17 protein-coding genes are annotated in these 24,003 nt (G+C 42.6%); 4 read left to right on the top strand and 13 right to left on the bottom strand.

The window, feature by feature from the left end:
- Positions 1-30 precede the first annotated feature (30 nt).
- The 3 genes from L1070_RS07965 (at position 31) to L1070_RS07955 (ending at position 1,747) form a co-directional block, all read left to right on the top strand.
- On the top strand, positions 31-531 hold the full coding sequence (locus L1070_RS07965; RefSeq protein WP_070985676.1) for a hypothetical protein: 501 nt from the start codon (positions 31-33) through the stop codon (positions 529-531).
- 299 nt (positions 532-830) lie between these two features.
- Positions 831-1,334, top strand: coding sequence for a hypothetical protein (locus L1070_RS07960; RefSeq protein WP_237125135.1), 504 nt, complete (start codon positions 831-833; stop codon positions 1,332-1,334).
- Positions 1,335-1,438: 104 nt separating this feature from the next.
- Complete coding sequence (locus tag L1070_RS07955; RefSeq protein ID WP_070985678.1) at positions 1,439-1,747, top strand: hypothetical protein; 309 nt, start codon at positions 1,439-1,441, stop codon at positions 1,745-1,747.
- Positions 1,748-2,102: 355 nt separating this feature from the next.
- Here L1070_RS07955 and L1070_RS07950 read toward each other — a convergent pair whose 3' ends face one another.
- The 9 genes from L1070_RS07950 to L1070_RS07910 form a co-directional block, all read right to left on the bottom strand.
- Positions 2,103-5,150, bottom strand: a complete 3,048-nt coding sequence (locus tag L1070_RS07950; RefSeq protein WP_237125133.1) for a DEAD/DEAH box helicase family protein — start codon at positions 5,148-5,150, stop codon at positions 2,103-2,105.
- Between the two features lie 22 nt (positions 5,151-5,172).
- Complete coding sequence (locus L1070_RS20415; protein WP_237125132.1) at positions 5,173-6,309, bottom strand: restriction endonuclease subunit S; 1,137 nt, start codon at positions 6,307-6,309, stop codon at positions 5,173-5,175.
- A complete protein-coding gene (locus L1070_RS07940; protein ID WP_237125131.1) occupies positions 6,306-7,886 on the bottom strand; it encodes a class I SAM-dependent DNA methyltransferase in 1,581 nt (526 codons plus the stop codon). The genes L1070_RS20415 and L1070_RS07940 overlap by 4 nt, the downstream gene beginning before the upstream one ends.
- 43 nt (positions 7,887-7,929) lie before the next feature.
- Complete coding sequence (locus tag L1070_RS07935; RefSeq protein ID WP_237125130.1) at positions 7,930-11,385, bottom strand: DEAD/DEAH box helicase family protein; 3,456 nt, start codon at positions 11,383-11,385, stop codon at positions 7,930-7,932.
- Positions 11,386-11,436: 51 nt separating this feature from the next.
- A complete protein-coding gene (locus L1070_RS07930) occupies positions 11,437-12,945 on the bottom strand; it encodes a sigma 54-interacting transcriptional regulator (protein ID WP_237125129.1) in 1,509 nt (502 codons plus the stop codon).
- A 182-nt stretch (positions 12,946-13,127) separates the two neighbouring features.
- A complete protein-coding gene (gcvP, locus tag L1070_RS07925) occupies positions 13,128-16,019 on the bottom strand; it encodes an aminomethyl-transferring glycine dehydrogenase (protein ID WP_237125128.1) in 2,892 nt (963 codons plus the stop codon).
- A 224-nt stretch (positions 16,020-16,243) separates the two neighbouring features.
- On the bottom strand, positions 16,244-16,633 hold the full coding sequence (gene gcvH, locus L1070_RS07920) for a glycine cleavage system protein GcvH (RefSeq protein ID WP_070985682.1): 390 nt from the start codon (positions 16,631-16,633) through the stop codon (positions 16,244-16,246).
- Between the two features lie 54 nt (positions 16,634-16,687).
- Positions 16,688-17,770 (bottom strand): glycine cleavage system aminomethyltransferase GcvT, encoded by a 1,083-nt coding sequence (gene gcvT / locus L1070_RS07915; RefSeq protein ID WP_070985683.1) that lies wholly within the window; start codon positions 17,768-17,770, stop codon positions 16,688-16,690.
- Between the two features lie 119 nt (positions 17,771-17,889).
- Positions 17,890-18,462: a hypothetical protein gene (locus tag L1070_RS07910; RefSeq protein ID WP_237125127.1), complete on the bottom strand. Its 573-nt coding sequence runs from the start codon at positions 18,460-18,462 to the stop codon at positions 17,890-17,892.
- A gap of 130 nt (positions 18,463-18,592) precedes the next feature.
- Here L1070_RS07910 and L1070_RS07905 point away from each other — a divergent pair, with 130 nt between their 5' ends.
- Positions 18,593-19,438 (top strand): LysR family transcriptional regulator, encoded by an 846-nt coding sequence (locus L1070_RS07905; RefSeq protein WP_070985685.1) that lies wholly within the window; start codon positions 18,593-18,595, stop codon positions 19,436-19,438.
- 222 nt (positions 19,439-19,660) lie between these two features.
- Here L1070_RS07905 and L1070_RS07900 read toward each other — a convergent pair whose 3' ends face one another.
- From L1070_RS07900 to L1070_RS07885, 4 genes are read right to left on the bottom strand one after another with little or no spacing between them, the layout of a single operon-like run.
- Complete coding sequence (locus L1070_RS07900; RefSeq protein ID WP_237125126.1) at positions 19,661-20,830, bottom strand: FAD-dependent monooxygenase; 1,170 nt, start codon at positions 20,828-20,830, stop codon at positions 19,661-19,663.
- Complete coding sequence (gene ubiH, locus L1070_RS07895) at positions 20,830-22,014, bottom strand: 2-octaprenyl-6-methoxyphenyl hydroxylase (RefSeq protein ID WP_275423262.1); 1,185 nt, start codon at positions 22,012-22,014, stop codon at positions 20,830-20,832. The genes L1070_RS07900 and ubiH overlap by 1 nt, the downstream gene beginning before the upstream one ends.
- Before the next feature lie 9 nt (positions 22,015-22,023).
- Complete coding sequence (gene pepP, locus L1070_RS07890; protein ID WP_237125123.1) at positions 22,024-23,334, bottom strand: Xaa-Pro aminopeptidase; 1,311 nt, start codon at positions 23,332-23,334, stop codon at positions 22,024-22,026.
- A complete protein-coding gene (locus L1070_RS07885; protein WP_070985689.1) occupies positions 23,334-23,891 on the bottom strand; it encodes a UPF0149 family protein in 558 nt (185 codons plus the stop codon). Before L1070_RS07885 ends, pepP begins: the two co-directional genes overlap by 1 nt.
- Positions 23,892-24,003 lie beyond the last annotated feature (112 nt).

Genomic DNA, 24,003 nt, shown 5'->3' with positions numbered 1-24,003 from the left:
TTTGCTGTATTTTATTTTAGGGGAAACGCCATGAACACATTACTAAAATCACTATTCGTTGCATCTGCAATCACATCAATGTCAGCAGCGGCTGCTGTTACGCAAACATCTGCAACAGAAGCAAGCTTCTCGTTTGAAGGTACTATTGAGCCTATGTGTAAAACTGATAGTGGCTCAAACAGCGTAACGGGTTTGAACCTTGATTCAACTCAAGAAACGCAAGAGATTGGTACATTAGATGTGTGGTGTAACACAGGTGAAAATGCAACAACTGAATATAGCTCTGCAAATGGCGGTTTCTTAGTTGCTGACAACGCACAGGCAAGTAAAATCGCTTACACGCTAAGCATCGGTAATACATCTGGTGTTGACCTACAAAGCGGTACTTACAAGCACCTAACAACCGTTGCTGGTACTGGTAGCACAGGTGAAACACAAGCGACATCACTTAAAATCACACCTCAATCAAACGGTATGAACGATGCAGGTACTTACTCTGATACTATCACAGTTACAGTAAGCCCTAACTAAGCACTACATTTTGGCAATGAGCTATGCTCATTGCCCTCCCCCACAAATAGAGCTAAACGGTCGGGTGTGTAACATCATCCGACATATCTCTATGCCAAAACACAGAGGCACTTTCTTGCCTATGTGGCAATAAATGTCCCCAAATGTAATATCAACGGTCTATAGTGACATAACAACGCAATTAAAGTGCCACATGTTGAACAAAAAATAGGCGCAATATATGCAATACGGTGTTATGCGACGATAAATAGTTGCAAACTGAAATACAACTGCTGTACTTTAGTGTTAGGGGGAACGCCATGATCACCATATTAAAGCCACTGTTTGCTATCTCAGCGATTATATCGCTCAGCACAATGTCAGCTGTAACTGAAACAACAGGCAGCGAAGCTCAGTATTCCTTTACTGGTACTGTTGAGCCTATGTGTAAAACCAGCAGCGGTACAAACAGCGTAACAGGCTTAAACCTGAGCACCACATCACAAGCACAAGAAATTGGCACATTAGATGTGTGGTGTAACACCGGTGAAAACGCCACCACAACCTACAGCTCAGCAAATGGCGGCTACTTGGTTGCTGACAACGCACAAAACAGTAAGTTGGCGTATACCCTAAACATCGGCGATACCACAGGTATCGACCTTCAAGCGGGAGCCTACGAGCATTTAAATGCTACCGCCGCGGGTACTGGTAGCTCGGGCGAAACACAAGCCACCTTGCTCAAAATTACCCCTCAGGTAAATGGCTTAAACGAAGCTGGCACATACTCAGATACCATTACCGTCACGGTGAGTGCAAATTAATAAGCACTCCCCCTTACAACAGAACGCCCGATAACTTTTGCTACTCTAAGAGCTTGGTTATAATCCGCCTTTATTGCTGTATTTTGCCGTTAATTTGGAACCCCATGAAAAAGCTCTCTAAAGTTCAACAAAAACAACAAACGCTAGTAATGAGCGTTGCCGATATGCTCGAAGAGCAAGCCCGCAACGAGATCCCCGGTATGGTGCAATGTTGGTTTGATGTGGAATATCACCTATTCCCCGGTTCTTTACTGCTATGTTTTCAATTTGAAGATGAACCAGCTTTAGAAGCCGCCAAACCAGATTTATTAAAATGGCAAAAACGTTTAAGCGCCGCCATGCTCAAAAAAGGCGTGATTTTAAAAGATATGCGTAAGCATTTAACGTTTACGTTGTTGGGGCCAGAGGATTAAGCAGTTACAGGTGGTAACTCGTAGGTTGGCATAAGCGAAGCGCCATCCGAAGGTGACGAGATGAAGCGACCTATTACAGAGGTTAAACTTGTTCACTCCACCTTGCGCAAAGGAAACGCACTCACTATGTTCGCTGTCGTTAACCCTTTGCACCTTTGTTGGAAGGCGCATTCGGCTTTTCCACCTATATGGTCTTCTTATTTGTAGATCGGTATAAGGCGCGAAGCGCCGCCATCCTACAGCCCCGAACAAAAAAAGTCCTTGTTGCCAAGGACTGTTTTTAAATTCAAATCAAAGACAAGCTCTTAACTTGGTGGCCACCTCTCATCATCTATTCTTTAGCTCTTGTCTAAAACTAAGGTGAAACAAAAACTTTCAACTCAACATCATTATCATGCGCCGTCGCTAGCCAACTATTTAATAATTGAAAAGCTTGCAAAGTTCGGCCATCTGCCTCTGAACCTAACTTTAATTGCTGCTCAAAATGTTTGGCTGAAAAGCTATTAGCCGCAACAATCCAAATCTCTTTTTTAACAGCCGTAGAACGCCTTCTCATTGCAACTGTATCCCACAGCTCATTTAGTTTTTCTTTTCTTTCCTGTTCGTTTTGAGCAGTAAACGTCGCTCCTTGGAAAATTCTAATTCTCTCAGGAATGTTTGGGTTATCATGCGGTCCAGGCCATGCCGTATATAAGCTATTCCAATTTGAAGGTTTTAAATTAACATCACTACTAATAAGCATTTCGATATTTTTAATGGCTTGAGATCCAACTTCAGCAAGAGCACCTGCTGATGATCGGGGGGCTTTTGCATTGCCACATTTAACATGAACGAATACTAACTTGTTTTTTGACGATACTACAAAGTCAGCAGGTTCAATGCCCATATCCGTGTTAATCAACAAGTCTGCATCAGGTATGAAGGGAGCAAATGGACCTAGTTCGCTTTTTGTTGGGTTGGCAAAGCCATTAGCTTTTAATTGATCTACTAAATAGAAAATGGAATCTCTGCTAAAGCCCTCATCAACAACCTGATGAGCACCATTTTGATATCCTTTCTCATCTAAATCTTCACCAATAAGAGATTCAAGCCCGATAACAACATTGGCAAGGTTAGATGCACCTAATTCAAAGCTATCAGCCACTGGAAGCGTTAATTGATAGAACTTACCATTTGAATAACTGATCCCATTAGCTAAAAGTGCTTTATGTAAGTGCTCGTTGAGAAAGTCTGTTATGTCTTGGTGTTCCCCACCTGCAAGTGAATATAGTATTTCCGCTTCTGGTGTAATTTCTAAATAAGGTTCTTCTTGATTAAAGTTGACTAAGATTTTACTTTCCTCAACATCATCAACTAGCAAAGCCCCATCATTGTATATTAAATACAAAAACGAATTATCGAGTGTATATTGTTCCCCGGCTATAAAAGTACTTATCGGAGACTCAAATTCTGTTAAATCAAAAATCAAACTGTGAGCTTCAAAATTTTCATCAACAGATATTGGCTTTGCATATGAATGTACTAAGGCGTTCTGTATATTAATATTTGCAGATATGACACTATCAATATCTGTAAGCCAATCATTAAGATCACCCAAAGTAAACGATGACTCTTTTTGATCTGAGATTCTCCCAGAGTCTGCACCTACATAATAGCTACCTTTCTTTTTATTGTATTGGTCATAGGTATCACAACGCAAAGTAGCTAGTCGATATGACGCATTGGCTTGCATGTCAGCCATTTGCTCTAAACCTTTTCCTTTTACCGCGATGCGTTCAGGACGTTTTCTAGCTGAGCTAATCGATTTACTACTCGCCTCTTTCGTTGAGGCTGATTCACCTAATGACATTACATTAAGCAGTTTATCTAGAGGTATCGCAGAGCCGAGTTTTAAACCTTTCTCACCATTAAATCTGCGACCTCGGCTATCATAAATTGCAACAACGTTGTTCGAGAGCTGTTTATATAATGTTATTTCAAGTGAAGGCTCAAAGAAAAACTGATCTGTTAAAAACCGAGACTTATCGAACGCGATTGATATAACACCATGAATACCAGTTTCTGTAGCAAATATTTTCGCGAGTTCGCCAGCATTATTGCATCGCCAATATAGATGATCAGATAAAAGCTGAACGCTGAATCCCTGCGACTGATTCAAAAAACAAATTGATGCCGTTGGGATATTAAGAGAACTTTCCGGCTCGAAGGTATTAAGATCAAATTTACTTACAAAACGGTTTCCGTAATAACTCACATCAGGAAATGCTTCTAGGTAACGGTCAATCAACTTACTACTATCTAATGATGCTATGAATTTTTTAACTGATTCAGCGCTATCTAGTGAACGATCAAATTTTCTGTAGTTTTGCCACATTTGGCTATTTGCATCGCTTTCAACCTCCAAGGTTTTAGGTTCAACATCACCGTACAGACGAACTACTCTTCCGATGGTTTGAACTAGTTCCCGACCACTATTAACTGCATAGGCCAAAACCAATAACTTTGCTTCGGGAATATCGACCCCTTCATCCAGTTTCCTCTGGTGAATAATGACTTGGTAATCAGAACCTTTAAGGTTCGCTGGCACGGAAACCTTTACATTATCTCGATCATCTTTAGTAAATTGTTCATGTATTGCTAACACTGAAAAGTCATCGTTTAACAAATCGTAATAGCGATTAATATCTTCGAACTTTTCACATTTAATAATGCACTTTGTGTCATCATTAGCTTCTAAGAAGTTTGTAATTTTCCCGCTTAATTCAGCTAAAGTAATTGACTCAAAAGTTGGTTCTTTTAAAACATCATCTGCAAGTGCTCTTTCAAAGGTATAAATATAACTGGCATCTTCGGTAACATCGAATTGATACAAATCATTCCTGTAAGGAGTAGCTGTTATAACGACTTTATGAGCGTTAATACCACGTACTAAGGTGCTCCATACTGGAGAAGGTTCGGCGTGCCCCTCATCAATAATAATAAGATCAATATCTAGCTTTAACCGCTCAAGCTGAGCACTATCGAAAGTTTGTAGTTTCTGAAAGGTTGAAACATAAACGCCGTTTTTAGAGGTATCGTTCACATCACTAAAAACAACCTTGCGCTTGATAACCTCGCCTTCCACACGATCACTAAAGAACTTTCCATCTATTTCTTTAAAAAGTTGATCACACACAGCACGTCGATGACATAAAACCAGCACCCGCTTGTGGGTCGCTTTGTGAGATACGATACTAATTACACCCGATTTACCTGCACCTGTTGGCAAGCTAATAAGGCAAGAGTTCGCATTTTCATTTAACGGCTTTTTTAAGTAGCTTAACGCCGTTTGAATACTTTCTTGCTGGCAGTATCTCAGGCTTTGCCACAACTCTTCATTAACGATGAAACCACTTACATTCATAAAAACATCCTTGTTGTTATTCTTATAATTTGCCAGCGAAAGCGCTCTGGCTTAGGGAGTTAAATAAACTATCGCTACTTGATTCATCAAATTTGGATAATAAACCTAAGACGTTCTCCCTTACTTTCACAAACCGTTCTTGCTCTTCTATTGGTGGAGCATACATTTCAATATCAACCATTCTTTTCAAACCAAGGTCTTTGTTCGTAGCGCCTCTGGTGTATCTCTGAGATTGTTGATAGCAAAATTTTGTATTTAGCATATGTGTTAGCCAAATATGATTAGCCAACTTTGGCTTAGGCCGAACTAACGCAACATGGACCCATACGGCAAATTCTTTTTCGAAATCAACAGGACATGCAATGCCAGTTGTTCCCCCTTTTGTATATAAAACATCACCTTTCTGAGGTTTACATTTCTTCCAGTGAACATCGGCTTCCTCTTGTGATACGTACTTTAAATCCTCCCAAACTACGCCAGAAGGTTTCACATGCCTTGTTGATAAAAAGGGAATACCAGACACTGAGTATTTAGGACTGACGTGCGGACCATCTTTAGCAAACTCTATGAGGTCACCCATTTTTGCAGGCTTCCAGCCCTTAGGGTTGCTTACAGGATCGCCGAACATATCTAGGAATACACTGCGGAGGAAGTCATCGGCGAGGTCGACGGCTTGTTGGCGTTTGCGGCGCACGTTGTCGGCTTTATCTAAAATCGCGGCAATACGTTTTTGTTCTTCAAGTGGTGGTAGTGGGATTCTCGTCCCTAGAAAGTCACCACGATTCACATGCTTCATAGTAGAGCCGCGTGAAAACTTAAGCATTGAGTCGATAGCTTTCTTTAGCGCATATTTGAAGTAACGTTTATTAACTTTTTCATAATCGGGAACTACTTTGAAAATATGTTGGTTTAATAGTGCATCCTCTCTAGACCATTCGAAAACATCTAGAGTAGCCGACCAAGAGACCAATATATCTCCTTTGGTCACGTTATATTTATTCGGAATATCCAACTCCGTGAGATTGTACTCTTTGTGAGGATTAGTTAAATTTTGAATTCGAATAATTTTCTTTCCACTTTCTTGCCAATCTTTAGGTTTAAAAGCAAAGCCATTAATAAATTCCGCAAGATCACCCAACTCTACTAAAGGCCAACTCACAGCATCGCCTCCAACTCTTTCAAATCAGCTAAGATTTCATTTTCCAATGACACTAACTTACCCAAGATTTCTTTTGGCGGATCGTATTGCTCTTCTTCATAAACCACTTCTTTGTAGCGGTTAATGGAAAGGTCGTATTTGTTTGACGTGATGTCCTCTTTACTTACCCAAAACGCCTTTTGGGTTTTATCGTTTTCTTCGCTGGTTGCGATAGCTTTATCACGGGCTTTAAACTGGGCAACCAAATCTGGCAAATCGTTATCTTTAATCGGTGTGCGTTTATCATCGAGCGAGAAGCCATCCGCTTGCACATCATAAAACCAAACATGGTCGGTAGTACCACCTTTGGTAAAGATCAAAATCGCCGTTGATACACCCGCATAAGGTTTAAATACTCCGCTAGGCAGCGAGATTACTGCTTCAAGCTGATTATTATCGACGAGTAATTTACGCAATTGTTGGTGCGCTTTTGATGAACCGAATAATACGCCATCTGGTACGATAGTCGCTGAGCGACCACCAACACGTAACATACGCTCTATTAATGCAACAAAAAGAAGTTCGGTCTTTTTGGTTTTTACTTTACGTAAAACCTCAGGGCAAACGTCTTCCTCGTCTAAAGACCCTTTGAACGGTGGATTGGCGAGAATAATTTCCATCCCATCTTTTGCTTCAGCAGGAAACTTTTCTAAGAAAGACTGGCTTAAGGTATCTTGGTAATGAATATCAGGCTGTTTAATGCCGTGCATCACTAAGTTCATCGCCGCAACACGTAACATGGTGGCATCGAAATCAAAACCGTGGAACATGTCTGTATCGATATGCTTGCGGTCTTCCGAGTCGATTAAATCCCCCGAATACAAGACGTTTTCAACTTGTTTACCGTCACTGTCTAGTAGTGGTTTGCCTTCTTCGTCAAATAACGGCTCGCGTTCAATACCTTCTGGTGAGGTGTATTTTTCAAGTAAGTATTCGTAAGACACCGACAAGAAGCCACCTGTGCCCGTTGATGGATCACAAATACGGCTGTTTTTATCAGGGTCCATGATTTCAACCATTGCACGAATAATGTGGCGTGGCGTTCTGAACTGGCCGTTTATACCTGCCGTGGTTAACTTACTCAATAGATATTCGTATAAGTCACCTTTGGTATCAGAGTTTTCTAGTGGTAAGTCGTTCACCATCTCTACCGCTTTCACTAATAGCGATTGCTTTTGAATCATCAACTGCGCGTCTTTCATAAACTCGTTGAAAATAGCGCCCTCGGTTGATTCATCCTCATTGGCTTTAGAGAAATAAGGGAATAGCTCGTCTTTGACTACTTTATAAAGCTCTTCCGCGCCTAAATGACGCAAGTTTTGCCAACGCAGATGTTGTTCGTTGTCATTAAAGCGGTGTGCAAAGGGCTTTTTGGTTCTAGCGAAACGCTTTTCATCGGCTTGCTCATTCATATCAAGCATACGGGCGTACATTAAAAATGTAATTTGCTCGATTACCGTTAACGGATTGGTGATACCGCCCGTCCAAAATTCTTCCCAAAGTTTGTCTATTTTGCTTTTAAGCTGACCTGTGATCATTTTCTCTTTTCCTCTTGTCGCACTGTTTAATTAAACGCTCGACCTACAACTGAATTTCTTTATCTACTGATGTGGCTTTATGTCCAAGCTCCACATCAAACTGTTTAATGAACTGCTCTATCACATCAGCTTGCGCTTCGCTGAACAGGCCATCTAAGCCCATGTCATGCACTTGGGTAAATGGCGCATCGTAAAGCTGATCAATTTTGATAACGCCATAGCGCACTAAATGATTTTTTAATAAACCAATAAAACGCTGTTGTTTGGCATTCATATGGGTATGAGTTTGCTGTACGAATTTAGTAAAGCTTTGCTCGATTACCTCTTTATCCATGCCAACAATGGTACGAAGAATTTTATCCAAGCTTGCCGTTGAATCTGGGTAAAACTCTTTCAAAGTATTTAAATCGACATTCGGGTTTTGAATGTGTACTAAGGCATTTAAGCGAGCAATGTCATCTTCAGTTACTGGGCTACCTGCACGGATTTTTTGTAACACGCTATCGGTTTCAAATAGTGGCGCCAAGGTTTTTTCAACCTCTTGGCGGAAGATTTGATAGTCAATCGACACTATCTTGGTAGGACGTTCCGTAACCTGATAATCAGCTTCATCTTCTCTGATATCTAAGATGACTTCTTGAGAAGGCGGTTGAATGCCTTTTTCTCTTAAGTGAATAACGCTACGCAATGCCTTACGACTGGTTTCAAGTGTTTCAAAACCGTCTATTGATGCTGTTAGGTTCTGCCAGTATTCCTCTTTTTGAATATCTGCAATAAAACTTGCCTTAGCACGCACCTCATTTAAGTGCATTTGCAGCTTTTCAAGTTTCACCATCAAAGCTTGTCTAGCTAAGTCAATTAGGCTTGGGTCGGTGTATAGCAAAGTTTGGATAATGGCCATTTCATTATCAAACTTGTACGCCTCCGACTGACCCATAATGTTGCGCCATTGCATCAGCGGTGCAATATGCTCATAGAGACTTGCTTTAGTTTCTGGTGCAAACTGGTTAAGGTATTTATCGTCTTTGCACGCTTCAACTACTTGCCAATTGTCACGCACCGCTATGGTATTCATATCAAGTGAACATACGTCCTGATGAATGAGCTTTATCACTTCATCAAACGTTGCGACATCGGCTTTTTTAAGTGCGGTTTCAGCCAATAACAAGCGTGATTCAAATAGCTTTTGAGTTAGCGACTTAGACTGTTTAACGTCCTCTTCCTCTGGGTCCATATCGAAGTATTCGAAGTTTTCCCAATGATCGAAAATCAAGAAGTGGGTTTTGTCTTTTCCTGTACCGTAAAGGTCTTTACACAAGCGCGTGCCACGTCCAATCATTTGCCAGAACTTCACTTTCGACTTAATTGGTTTAGCAAATACGAGGTTTACACATTCAGGCACATCAATACCAGTGTCGAGCATATCAACCGAGATGGCAATACGAATACTGTTTTCTTCTGTCGATTTAAAATCGTCAATTAGCTCTTCAGCACGTTCATATTTCGAGTGAATTACTCGGCAAAAGTTATTACCCAACTGCGGATACATTTCTGCAAATAGATTAGCCATAAGTTCGGCGTGAGCGATATTCCGGGCAAAGACAATTGTTTTACCCGGTAATTGACCATCAACATCACGTAAACCTTTTTCCATCAGGTTTCTAATAATTGCTTCATTAGTTCCTGTTATTTTCACTGCATCATCAATTTCTTTTGCGTCGAAATCCAACTCATTAGGATCAATCCCTTGATCCTCAAGTTGAGCAATTTGCTCGTCACTAAGATTGTCCTTGCTAATGCCTTCGCGCTGGAATTTAGTCGTAAAGCTAACGATTTTGTAGGGTACTAAGTTGCCGTCTTCTATCGCTTGTTCTAGCGGGTAATTCGCCGTCGGCATTTTATAATCGCAACCAAATAGCTGACAGGTAGAACGAGATACCATTTCAACTGGGGTTGCAGTTAAGCCAACTTCTAACGCATCAAAGTATTTAAAAATGTCGCCGTAAATATTGTAAATAGAACGGTGAGATTCATCAGCAACAATCAGATCAAAATAACCGACATCGTACTTTTGGAAAATGCGTATCATGCCCGGATAGGTTGCGATAAAGACACGAGCACTACTTGCTGCTTCTTTTTTACTTTTACCAACTACATAAAGCGGCTCTTTGGTAAATTCGTTAAAGGCATTACCCGCTTGCTTACGTAACTCTTTACGGTCACATAGGAATAAAACACGCTTTGCCCAACCAGCATCCAACAGGCGTTTCGCCAGCGCGATAGATACTCGTGTTTTTCCCGTACCCGTTGCTTGTACGATAAGAGATTTACGGTGTTTGTTGGTGAAACGCTCACAGACACGCGATATGGTTTCCATTTGGTACATACGACCAGCCACATCGGTATCAATAGGCGTTTGGTTGAGATCTTTTTTCAAAGTTCGTTGCTTTATAAGGTATTGCAACGAGTCTTTTGAGTAATACCCGTAAAGCTTGCGGCTGTTATAGCCTTGCGCATCGTCTAAAATACGAATGTCGTAGCCATTTGAATAGAATATTACAGGGCGCTGACAATATTCCTTTTCTAGCGCATCAGCATAGATTTTTGCTTGCTCGCGGCCTTTTTCAACAGATTCACGAGTACGCTTTGCTTCAATAACCGCCAATGGCTTACCATCATCATCCCACAGAACGTAATCAGCTCTTCCGTTTCCACTATTCGTTGGCTGATGTGGCAAATCTACTTCTTTGCCCACTTCATCGGTGGTAGATTCGTCCAGTGAAACATTCCAGCCCGCTGCACGTAAATCCATATCAATAATACGGGCGCGAGTTTCAGCCTCATCAAACTTAAAGCTTGATGTGATTTTCTTATTCAGTGATTGCACTTGGCTGACTTTTTCAGAGTCAATTGCTTGTTTAAGCTTGGATGCTTCAATTTGTGCAAGTTTTTGCGCTTTTTCAGAAGTTGCCAGCTCCTCTAGTGCTTTCTTTAATCGCGCTTCATTTTCAGCTAACTGTTTTTCAAGTTGCTTGTTCTTTTTAACAAACTCAGCACCAGATTGGTCTAGTGGTTTTGTTTGCTCAGGAACAGTAAACTCAGGACAATCTTCTTGCTGGCCTCCCCCATAAGCCATAAAGAGGTAACTAGCGACAAAGTAACTTTCTTTTAATATCCAGATAGCTTGCTGTTGATCGACTTTGCCTTCGTGCGCGGCTTGGTTACCGCTTTTACGGATCGCATGAAGTTTGTCAGTAATTAAGCTTGGTACGACACTTGTGAAGTCATCTGAGGTTAACTTGTCATAGATGTTAGAATTGGGGAACACTGGTAGACGAAGTTCCTTGTACAAATAGCCAACTACTTTCTCAGCAAAACAGCGTAGTTTTACTAAAGCACTTTGTGGGTCACTGATTACATATTCTTCTGCAAATGCAGCAAGCTGATGTAACTCAGGCCATTTTGTTTGGATGTGTTCAAAATTCATTGATTGCTTCATTCCTGATTATTCCTTGTGTCCTATATCGCAAGCGCAATGCCAAATTCGAAATTATTGTTCTTTTTCATTTTGAATCCCCAACCGCTTCATCCAGTTTGTTAGCGTTTGATGGTCTTTTAAGCCCAGCATTTGGGTGGCGTGTTTCTTAACATTACCGCTTGCCTTTAATGCTGATTCAACATACTTTTTTTGATAATTTTCAGTTAGTTGAACTATATCCACTTTGTCGTTAAAAGACAGCCTAACATCATTATTTTGTCCACCAAGTCTTCTATTTATGATCGCGTCAGACAGTTCCTTTTCACCTACCAATTTTGCATCTGTCCAGAGAAAAGCCCTGTTCAATGTGCTCCATAATTCACGAATATTGCCTAGCCATGATTGCGATAAAATAAATTTAATTCCATTTTCGGAAACTTTTTTACTTATGTAGTCTGGGTGTTTGGACCCAGACTCATTAATTTGGTCTGTCAGTTGTTCAACTATGACTGGAATATCTTCTATTCGATCACTTAGTGGTGGCATATTGATAATGCCCACCGCTAGGCGGTAAAACAGATCTTCTCGGAAATCCCCTTGTTCAATCAAGGCGGTTAAATCTTGGTGGGTAGCTGCAATAACTCGCACATCGACATTAATGGTTTTAGTGTCACCCAGCCGAGTAATTTCCCCTTGCTGTAATGCCCTTAGAAGCTTAACTTGTATATCAGGCTTTAATTCACCAACTTCATCTAAAAATAAGGTTCCACCGTTAGCTTGCTCAAATAGACCTGCATAATCTTTATCTGCGCCAGTAAACGCACCTTTTTTATGACCAAACAGTGTTGAATCAACTAGATTTTCAGCAAGCGCACCACAGTTTACGACTCTTATGGGCTTGTTTGCTCTAAGACTGCCTTTGTGAATAGCATGTGCCATTAGCTCTTTACCCGTACCTGTTTCACCTAAGATAAGTGCAGGAACTTCAGATGCAGCTATTCTTTTGGCTTTTTCAACCACATCAGTCATTGTTTTTGACTTGGCAGTTAATTCTGAAAACGCCTTTTGTACCTGTGGTAATGAGGTCGCCGTATGTGCAATGTTCTTCGAGGCAGACTTTACGTATTCTTTACCGAAATCCAGTGGTATTTCGACTTCTTCAATAACATTTTTCGGGGACGATTGCACAAAGCGTGTATTGGACTTTCCCTTTCCATGAAGCACAGAAAGAGTTGTCATTGCAGGAGTACCAGAAGTCAGGTTAATTGAGAGCATGTCAGACTCTTCAGATAACTTTGTGATCCATTTTTCTGTTTCAACTGAAATAGATTGGTAGTCAATTGGACTTTGAATTTGCGCCAAGTGGATTTTAATATCATCAGATGGTCGGCTTATCATCGCCATCCGCTTTTTCAGAAAGCGCTCAAATGAATCCCACTTAGCTTCATCTTTGTTGGAGAGAATAACGATTTTGTCGAATGGAATTTCAGATTTTGTCGCAAGTGAAACAATAGCAGCATTCTGCTCCTGTTCCATGTTTTCAATATCGCGATTACCAAGCCACGTAAAAAGTGTATGCACTGTCCAATTGCTTATTTTTATTCATTTGTAAATCATCTTACATGAAATAAAAATTTTTACCCATTAAAAAAGCGAACCATTACTGGCTCGCTTTTTTTTAATTTTGCGTTCACAATCTTAATTGCATTCACATTTTTAATTGTAGCGTTCACAAACTTAATTGTTGATCGCCAACCCAACCCTTACTCCGCGTAAGTTTCTACCGCTGGGCATGAACAAATTAGGTTACGGTCTCCGTATACGTCGTCGATACGGGTTACCGTTGGCCAGAATTTGTCTTTTGCTACGCTTGGTACTGGGAATGCCGCGTAGAAGCGGTCGTATGCTCTATCCCAGTCGTTGCCAAGTACGTCGGCTTGGGTGTGTGGTGCAAATACTAATGGGTTGTTTTCGATTGACCACTCGCCTGAGATGATCTTGTCGATTTCGCCCTTGATTGACACCATGGCTTCGATAAAGCGATCGATTTCTACTTTTGACTCAGACTCAGTCGGCTCAATCATCAAGGTGCCCGCAACCGGGAACGACATCGTTGGTGAGTGGAAACCGTAGTCTTGTAGACGCTTCGCCACATCCATTTCAGTGATGCCAGAGGCTTCTTTGATAGGACGTAAGTCAACAATACACTCGTGCGCAACACGGTTGTTTTGGCCACGGTACAAGATTGGGAAGTGCTCGCTTAACTTTTCAGTTAGGTAGTTAGCGTTCACAATCGCCATTTCTGTGGCTTGTTTTAAGCCTTCGCTGCCCATCATGGCAATGTATGCCCAAGAGATAGGTAGAATAGCCGCAGAGCCGTAAGGCGCTGCTGAAACCGCACCGTTGCCTGCAGTTGTGCCCGCTACGTTGATCACGCTGTGGTTAGGCATAAATGGCGCTAGATGAGATTTAACACCGATAGGACCAACACCTGGGCCACCGCCACCGTGTGGAATACAGAATGTTTTGTGTAGGTTAAGGTGCGATACATCAGAGCCGATTGAACCTGGGCTTGTTACGCCAACCTGCGCGTTCATGTTCGCGCCATCCATGTACACCTGACCACCGTGCAGGTGTACGATGTCACATACTTCTTTGATGGTCTGCTCGTAAACACCGTGTGTAGACGGGTAAGTAACCATGATACACGATAGGTTTTCAGCGACATCCGCAGCTTTGGCGCGTAGGTCTTCCATATCGATGTTACCGTTCTTATCACAGCCAACAACCACCACCTTCATGCTGGCCATTTGCGCAGATGCAGGGTTAGTACCGTGCGCTGAGCTTGGGATCAAACAGATGTTACGGTGACCTTCACCGCGTGACTCGTGGTATTTACGAATCGCGATAAGACCCGCGTATTCACCTTGTGCACCTGAGTTAGGTTGTAGTGATACCGCATCGTAACCTGTGATATCAACTAACCAATCATGTAGTTCGTTGATCATGATTTGGTAGCCTTGTGCTTGCTCTAATGGGCAGAACGGGTGAAGCTCTGCAAACTCAGGCCAAGTCACTGGGATCATCTCAGCGGTCGCGTTAAGTTTCATGGTACATGAACCGAGCGAGATCATTGAGTGGTTAAGCGCTAAATCTTTGTTTTCAAGACGCTTGATATAACGCAACATTTCAGTCTCGCTGTGGTACGAGTTGAAGTTAGGGTGCGTTAAAATTTCATCATCGCGTACTAGGCTTGCAGGAATACCTGTGATGCCATCGTTGCTCACTTGTACATCAAGTGCGTCAACGTCTAAGCCATGACCTTCGCCAAGAACGATATCAAACAACTGGGCAACGTCTGCACGTGTGGTTGTTTCGTTCACAGAGATTGAGTACTCACCTTCGTGGTTAGTAGCAAAGTTCACCTCTGCGGCAATCGCGCGTGCAACAACTTCGTCTTTGTTATCAGCTACAACCGTTAGCGTGTCGAACCAAGTATCGTGCTTAAGCGCAACGCCTTTAGACTTAAGACCCGTTGCTAAAATGCTGGTTAAACGGTTAATACGCTGAGCGATAGTCTTAAGGCCCTGTGGACCGTGATACACCGCGTAGAATGCGGCCATGTTGGCGAGCAATACCTGCGCTGTACAAATGTTTGAGTTGGCTTTTTCACGACGGATGTGCTGCTCACGCGTTTGCATCGCCATACGCAGTGCATCGTTACCTAAACGGTCTTTAGACACACCGATGATACGACCAGGTAATGAACGCTTGTACGCATCACGCGTTGCAAAGAATGCAGCGTGAGGACCACCGTAGCCCATAGGCACGCCAAAGCGCTGTGCAGACCCCAGCACTACGTCAGCACCTAATTGACCTGGCGCTTTAAGTAGCAATAAGCTCATGATGTCAGCTGCTACACAGGCAATCGCTTTTTTGCTTTGTACTTGAGCAATTAAGTCTTGCACATCAACCACTTCACCGGTTGTGCTTGGGTATTGGAATAAGGCACCAAAAATGTCGTGGTTTGCAGCTTCAACAGCAGGACCTACTACCACTTCAAAACCAAACTGTTCAGCACGCGTAGCTACCACGTCAATGGTTTGCGTGTGTACATCATCGGCAATAAAGAAAATATTAGCTTTTTTCGCTTTCGCAACACGCTTAGCCAGCGCCATAGCTTCTGCTGCGGCTGTCGCTTCATCAAGTAGTGAAGCTGAAGCTAGGTCTAAGCCTGTTAAGTCAATCGTAAGCGTCTGGAAGTTTAATAATGATTCTAAACGGCCTTGTGCAATCTCTGGCTGATAAGGAGTGTAAGCTGTGTACCAACCTGGGTTTTCAAGTACGTTACGTAAAATTACGTTCGGTACATGTGTTGGGTGATAACCCTGACCGATGTATGACTTGAATACCTTGTTTTTGCTTGCAACTGATTTTAGGTAGCTTAGCGTTTCAACTTCAGTGCGACTTTCACCGATGTTTAACCCTTGCTCTAAACGGATAGCCGCAGGTACAGTTTGACCGATCAGCTCTTCAACACTCGATACCCCAAGAGCATTCAGCATGTCAGTTACTTGCGCCGGGCTTGGGCCGATATGGCGACGAATAAAATCTTGCTTTTGCTCTAATTGTTCAAGAGATTTGGCGTTTGACATTAGTCCAGATTCCTATGATCCAAATTAAAAAGTGTGTTTGTCACAATAGCCTTGGTAACAGCAGAGTAACAAAACTAAATCAGCCCATGTGATATGGCACATGGGCCAAAAATGCGGTGCTTCTTATTAACCCCAGTTTGGATAAGCGTTTGCACAACGCATTTATCATCAGGGTTAATTATAAAAGCCCCAATAAATGGGGCCTTTATGTAGACGTAAAACGATTAGTCTTCGTCGATTGAATTCGCGTAACCTTCCGCATCTAAAAGGTTGTCAAGCTCTGACTCGTCAGAAGCTTTGATGCGGAATAACCAACCGTCGCCATAAGCGTCGTTGTTTACCGTTTCAGGTGAATCTTCAAGCTCTTCGTTGATAGCAACGATTGTGCCTGTGATTGGCGCGTAGATGTCAGAAGCTGCTTTAACAGACTCAGCAACTGCGCAGTCTTCGCCAGCATCAACTTCATCGTCTACTTCTGGTAATTCTACGAATACCATGTCGCCTAGAAGTTCTTGAGCGTGCTCAGTGATACCTACTGTGTAAGTGCCATCGCCTTCAGCGCGAACCCACTCGTGTGAAGACGCGTACTTTAACTCGCTAGGAATGTTGCTCATCTTTTTGTTCCTTTGGTTCGGTGTTTTGGGTGGTTAACCCACCCTTTCTTAATATTAAATAACTGCTTTGCCGTTACGTACGAAGCAAGGCTTCACTACTTTCACGTCAACTAACTTTTTGCGCATTTCAACCTGTGCTGTATCGCCCGTTGAACGAGGAACACGTGCTAATGCCACACTAAAGCCTAAAGTCGGTGAGAATGTACCAGAAGTGATCACCCCTTCGCCACCCTCTACGATAACTTTAGAACCACTGCGAAGTACACCTTTGCTTTCTAAAACTAGACCAACTAATTTGTCAGTACTTTTTTCAGCGCGTTGTTTTTCCAATACTTCACGACCGATAAAGTCACGTTCTGCGGGTTCCCAAGCGATGGTCCACGCCATATTTGCAGCCAGTGGCGATACAGACTCATCCATATCTAAACCATACAGGTTCATGCCCGCTTCTAAACGTAGCGTATCACGCGCGCCTAAGCCAGCAGGTGCAACGCCTGCATCTAATAATTTTTGCCAAAGTGTTGCTGCGTCATCATTGTGAACCACAATTTCATAACCGTCTTCACCGGTGTAGCCTGTTGTTGCAATAAATAAATCGCCCGCTTGAACACCAAAGAATGGCTTCATGCCCTCAACAGCAGCTTTTTGTTCGTCGTTTAATACGGTAGCTGTTTTTGCTTTAGCATTTGGACCTTGTACTGCAATCATTGCGTACTCTGGGCGCTCAGTCACTTCAACTGCGTAGCCTTCAGATACTTTTGCGATGTGTGCTAAGTCTTTTTCACGCGTTGCTGAGTTAACAACTAGGCGGTAGCTGGTTTCAGTGAAGAAATAAATAATAAGGTCGTCGATTACACCGCCGCGCTCGTTAAGCATACCTGTGTATAGTGCTTTACCTGGTACAGTTAACTTAGCCACATCGTTGGCAACCAATTTACGCAAAAATGCTTTTGCATCATCACCAGCTACGTCAACAATGGTCATGTGAGATACATCAAACATACCTGCATCGTTACGTACTGCGTTGTGCTCTTCAATTTGTGACCCATAGTTGATAGGCATTTCCCAACCGTGAAAGTCAACCATTTTTGCGCCAGCTTCTAGATGCTTGGCATGTAATACTGTTTTAGAAGTCATATCATTCCTTCACTTATATTTAATCAACAAGTCTAGTTGTTGACGCTACCTCAAACGAGGTGGGGTTAATTCAAATAGCAACAAGGGCACGCCATACAGCGTGCCCTTGTTATTTTGATTTAGTTTAGGTCAAAGCCTTGCGCTTGCAATGTTGCTTGCCATTTATTCAGCGTAGGTAATTGCGCAATTAACTGATAACGCTGTTCACCTTGCTCTAAAAGAGAGGTGACAAATACTTCACCGCTTTGTCTGCCATAACACACCTGCTCGTCAGATAGTCTCAATCCAGGTGTTAACTCAAAGCTGTTTACTAAAGTTTCAAACGCTTGCTGGCCAGAAACGGTCGTGATAGCTAAATCATCACGCACCACCAGCTCAATATCGTAATCTTCAACATGTGCAGCCACAAACTGCTCTAAAATTGCAACCGCGCTACTTTCTACCACAAAACGATAGGCCGTTTCGCTGAAATAATACACGCAGTACGATTGGCCTCCATCTAATTTTCCTTGGATACCAAGGCCCGGTGCCATTAGCTTGTTGAGATTTAAACCCATTTGTTGATTTAAAAAAGGTGTCGCTTCAAAACCACTAAAATCAAGTACGGTTAGATCTTGCGTCATCGTCATACTATTAACGGCTGGTGTACAGCCTTGGCGGTGTTTTGCAAACATTGTAGGTGCAAATGTCATAGAGACACCTTAATTAAATTTCGATAAGCACAGAGTATATTGGCCCTAAAAGCCAACAACAAATTGTAATTATTTATCCATTGATAAATAATACTTATGTAATTAGCTTTGTTAAATAGTATTTATTAATATGAAGAACTTATCGATTGATGGCCTGCGTACTTTAGTCACAGTAGTTGATGTGGGCGGCTTTGCCAAAGCTGGCGAGCTATTAGGTTTATCACAACCTGCCGTTTCGCTACAGATAAAACGCTTAGAAGACATGCTCAACTGCAAGCTATTTAAGAAGCAGGGTCAAAGACAGGTACTCAACCAATATGGTGAGTTGCTACTGCCACTTGCCAAGCAGATGTTGCAACACAACGATGTAATCATTCAGCAGTTCACCTCAGAGAGCGTGACGGGTAAAGTACGTTTAGGGATCCCCAGTGAATTTGCAGCCCGTATTTTACCGTCCATCATCGGTGATTTTGTTTCTTTATATCCAGATGTATCGTTAGAAGTTAAATCCCGCTTAAGTAAGCATTTACTTTCAACTTCTAGGCAGGATCAATTTGACTTGGTGCTCGCGCTTAATGAGCAACTTGATTCTGCTCAACATCCCATTTTTATGCAAGACCAACTGGTGTGGGTAGGTGATTTATCCAAAGCCAATGATGGTATCGTCACGCTGGTGACGGCGCCTGAAGGCTGTATCTACCGACGCCGCGCCATTGAAGCGTTGCAACAAGCGGGCCTTAAACATCGCATTATATACAGTAATGCCGATTTAACTGGGCTAACAGCAGCACTTAAAGAAGGGTTAGGGATCACGGTATTAGCAAAAAGCACCGTGCCAAGCGAACTCAACTATCAAAGTCACACGGCCACCTTGCCTGAGCTTGGACAAATTGGTATCTGTCTTATCAAGAACTCGGGTGAATCTGTCCATGCTGTTGATAAGCTTGCTGAATTTATCGCGCTGCGTCTTGGCTAATCACGTTAAAAATAGCTTTAAAGGCCAAACAATGATCACAATAGATGGTAAACAACTTGGCCCTGTCACTGGCGGGCTCACGACAAGGGCAACTAACAAGGATTGATAATATATTGATAAACGACTGATGAATCACTGATAAGGAGATAAAAGCTCATAATTTAGAACGTTAAATGTGACATAGAGCTCTGTATATAACCAGAGCCCAACGTCAACATCCGATTATTTACCGACGGCTTGTTTAGCAAACAACTGCTTCAAGGGGCCAAGCTTGTCAACCATACTTAGACCAACACCGCGTACTAGCTTTTTCAACGGATGAGTTCCTTCAAACAATTCTTTAAGCCCCTGCATCATAGCAATGTGCTTTTGTGCATCTAGTTTTCGCGCTCTTTCATACTCACGTAACGTTCTATGGTTTGCAAACCCGTCACGCAGGTCCCGACTAAGCAACTCGATAAGCAAAGCAGCGTCCTTCAAACCCAAATTCATGCCAAGCCCTGCCAGCGGGTGAATGGTATGCGCAGCATCGCCCATCAACACCACTTTGTTATTCAGCCACTGCTTTGCATAGCGCATTCTAAGTGGGAATACCGCTCTATCGGGGGCAACTTCACATAAACCACACTGTCCATCAATAGCCACATTCAACGCCTTGTTAAATTCGCCTTCGGATAGTGCCATTAATCGCTCAGCCTCTTTTGGTGAGGTCGACCAAACTATCGAATGGTGATGCTCATCATGTAACGGTAAAAAGGCCAATGGCCCGGTAGGTAAAAATACTTGGCGAGCGGTGGCATCATGTGGCAGTTGTGTTTTTACCGTCGCAACGATGGCGTGATGGTCATAATCCCAAAAAGTCATTGGCATTTTAAACTGTGTGCGAATAGCTGAATTTGCACCATCGCATGCGACTAAAAGCTTAGCCATCACAGGCGTACCTGATCCTAGCGTGATCAGCACATCGGAGTCTGTTTGATGAATACTTTGATAACGCGTATCGAACGCCAAGCTTACATTACTAAATTGTTTTAGTTTATTGTAAAGCGCATAACGAATAGCGTCATTTTCGATAATATGGCCCAGCTCTGGCAAATCCAGTTCGCTGCTGTTAAAAGCTATTTTACCAAAGCTGTCCTTGTCACGAACATCCATATGCGTGTAAGGCATAACACGTTGTGCCACCATATCCTGCCACACATCCAGCTGCTCAAATAGTGTTTGGCTGGCCAGACTGATGGCACTGACACGATTGGCAAATAGCTCACCTAAAGGTTGCGGTGGCGCGGAGCTATCTATTACTTGAACAGTAATATCTGCTTTGGCCAGCCCCAAAGCCAGTGTTAAGCCGACTGCCCCACCACCTACAATACATACTTGAACTTGCTGCATTAGCGATTTCCTTTGATCACATGGCCCATTAACTGCTTTGCAAGTGGCGCTTTTAAACGTGAAGATAAGGCCATCGCAAATAAACCACAACTGCGGCCTAATGCCATCAGCCTTGAAGAGTTCGAAAACAAGCGTACTAAAGAGTCAGTGAGAGTCATCACCGTGTTAATATCTTGCTCTCTTAATAACTCATAACGACGCGTAAAGTGATAATCCCCAATTTGTGCTTGGCTAGGATTCGCCAGCAGCTCAACTAAACACTGTATGTCTCGCAGACCAAGATTAAAACCCTGTCCTGCAATCGGATGAATAGCATGTGCCGCATTACCAATTAAAAGGCAACGGTGGTGCACCACTTTCTCAACGCGACCTAGCACAAGAGGGTAGCTTGCTCGCATACCCACTTGAGTAAAAAGCCCAGCGCGATAACCAAACGCATTGTGTAACTTTTCAATAAACTGCTCTGCATCCATGTGCTGATACTGTGCCAATTGGCTATTTTCCATGCACCAAACAAGTGAGTAACGAGAGTCACTCATGGGCAATAACGCCATCGGTCCATGTTCTGTAAATCGCTCAAAAGCTTGACCGTTATGGCCATCTTGTACCTTTACGTTTGCAATCAATGCACCTTGCTCATAGGCAACACTGTTAAAGTTAAGCTTTAGCAGTGCTCGTGTGGGGGATTGTGCGCCATCAGCAATCACCATTAACTTTGCGGCAATGGTTTGCCCAGTGTTTAAGGTGAGTTCCACAGCATCAAGTGTCTGTGTTAACGTTTCAATCGTTGCAGGACAAAACAGCGTGACACCCGCGTCTTTTAATTGTTGATGTAAAAACGCGCCATAAGGATTTACTTCAACCACATATCCCAAAGCATCACATTGGTAGTCTTGATGATGAATATGGGCTTTACCAAAATGGCCTCTATCAGATACATGCACCTGCTTAATAGCTTGCGCAAAAGACCAGCTAGGTTCAAATAAACCTAATTCTTTAAGATAACATACCGATTGGTGTGCCAGAGCAATGCTTCTATCATCAAAGCTAGGATGTGTTTTATCTTTGGGCGTGAAGGCTTCGACAACGCCAATTTTGTAATCGACATTAAGCTTACTCATTGCCAACGCAGCGGTGGCACCAGCCATGCCTCCGCCTACAATAAGGATATCAAAGTGTTGCAACCTGCTCTCCTAGTGTTGCATTAGCGCTTCTATGTCAGCAATGGTCTTTGGTGCATCTACAGTTAAGTTCTCAAAGCCACTTTCGGTAACGAGCAAGTCGTCTTCAATACGAATGCCTATGCCCTTAAATTTTTCAGGCACTTCAGCATCTTCGTCAAAGTACAACCCAGGTTCGATGGTTAATACCATGCCAGGTTCAAAAGGCCTGTCAGCCTCATCGAGTTTATACTCACCAACATCGTGTACATCCAAGCCTAACCAATGACCTAAACCATGCATATAAAACGCTTTGCACGCTTGGTTTTCCATGAGTGTATCTAAATCTCCAGCCAAAATACCGAGCTGGATCAAACCTTGTGTCATTACTTTCATTGCAGCTTGATTGGCCTTAACCAACGTACCGCCTGGTTTAATATGCTCAAATGCGGCTTGCTGTGCTTTTAAAACCAATGCATACACTTGCTTTTGGGCTTCACTAAAACGCCCAGATACCGGAAAAGTACGGGTAATATCTGCGGCATAACCTTGCAGCTCGCAACCTGAGTCAATGAGCACTAAATCTCCAGCTTTTAACTCATCCCCATTTTCGGTGTAATGTAATATATTGGCGTTGTTACCTGAGCCAACAATGGTGCCATAGGCTGGATGACGCGCACCATTCATTGCATAATGATGATGTAACTCTGCCTCTAGCTGGTATTCAGTGGCTCCAGCTTTTGCAAACCGCATTGCTCGTTTGTGTGCTTCGCAGCTTATTTTTGCCGCCTTTCGCATGAGCGCAATTTCTGCTTCGGATTTAAACAGTCGCATTTCATGCACCAATGGGCGAATGTCTTTAATGATCTCAGGGGCGCGATAACCTTTTTTTGGTGCGCCACGTAGAGTGCTTAATAACGACCAGATTTTATTATCAAAGTCACCGTAAGTACCTTGTCCATAATACAGTACACGCTTGGTGTTAACGAGCGACTGCAATTGCTCATCAAGCTCACTAAGTGGGTAGCTGTGATCAAATAAATATTGCGCTTTCGCCAGCTCAAAGCCAACGCGGCGACCATGCCAAATTTCAGCTACTTTGTCTTTGTTTCTACAAAATAAGTGGCTGCTGAGTTGTTCATCTCGGTCTTTACATAGCACCAGTACAGCATCAGGTTCGTTAAAGCCTGTTAAATAGTAAAAGTCGCTGTCTTGACGAAAAGGAAACTCTGTATCGCGGCTGCGTGTCAACTCCACCGCGGCAGGGATCACAGCAACAGCGTTTTTATCTAATTGTGATAACAAACGTGTTCTGCGTTGTAAAAACTCTTTTGTCTCAATCATTAGTGTATTGTCTTTGAAGTTGTAGTCAGATCTTTGCCCATTTCAGCAAAACACAGCATGGCTGATACACGAATATATTCAATAATTTCATGAAGGGCTTGTTGGTCTTCTTCGGTGTCATCAAAATGCGTATCGAGTTTGGTAATTTCAGTAAAATCACTGATCACTTCTTTCACATCAGCAGATAACTTACCATAATCTTTTTGTTTTAAACCAAATCCTAACAAAAACCCAGAGACCCAGCCGACTAACGCATTGGCCTGGTCTATTAAAGACTCGTCTTCGCTTGGTAAGAATAATTCAAAATGAAATTCTGCATTACTGAAGTGCTCAACAACGTGTTTATACATGTTGGCAAAAAATTGCTTTAGCTCTTCTTGAAATGTTTGTCCCTCATTGAACACATCACTCAATAAACCGAGGTACTCTTTTTCTTCAATATTTAATCCACATGCCAACAAGCCGCTGATAGCACCATGTACTTCCGCTGGGGCAATGTATATATCGTGTTTTTCAAGCAATAGTTGCGCTTGGGTGTAATCGTTTAGTTCACTCATCAGTTCGACTTTTTAGGCATGTTTACGCTTAATGCTAACACCGCAAGTATAGCAACTCCAAGCAATTGTATCCTTTGGGCTAAAAATCAAACACCTGTATGAGTGTTACGAA

The sequence above is a fragment of the Pseudoalteromonas sp. MMG022 genome (assembly GCF_021654245.1).
Taxonomy (GTDB): domain Bacteria; phylum Pseudomonadota; class Gammaproteobacteria; order Enterobacterales; family Alteromonadaceae; genus Pseudoalteromonas; species Pseudoalteromonas amylolytica.
This window is presented reverse-complemented; position numbering and strand designations above follow the sequence as displayed.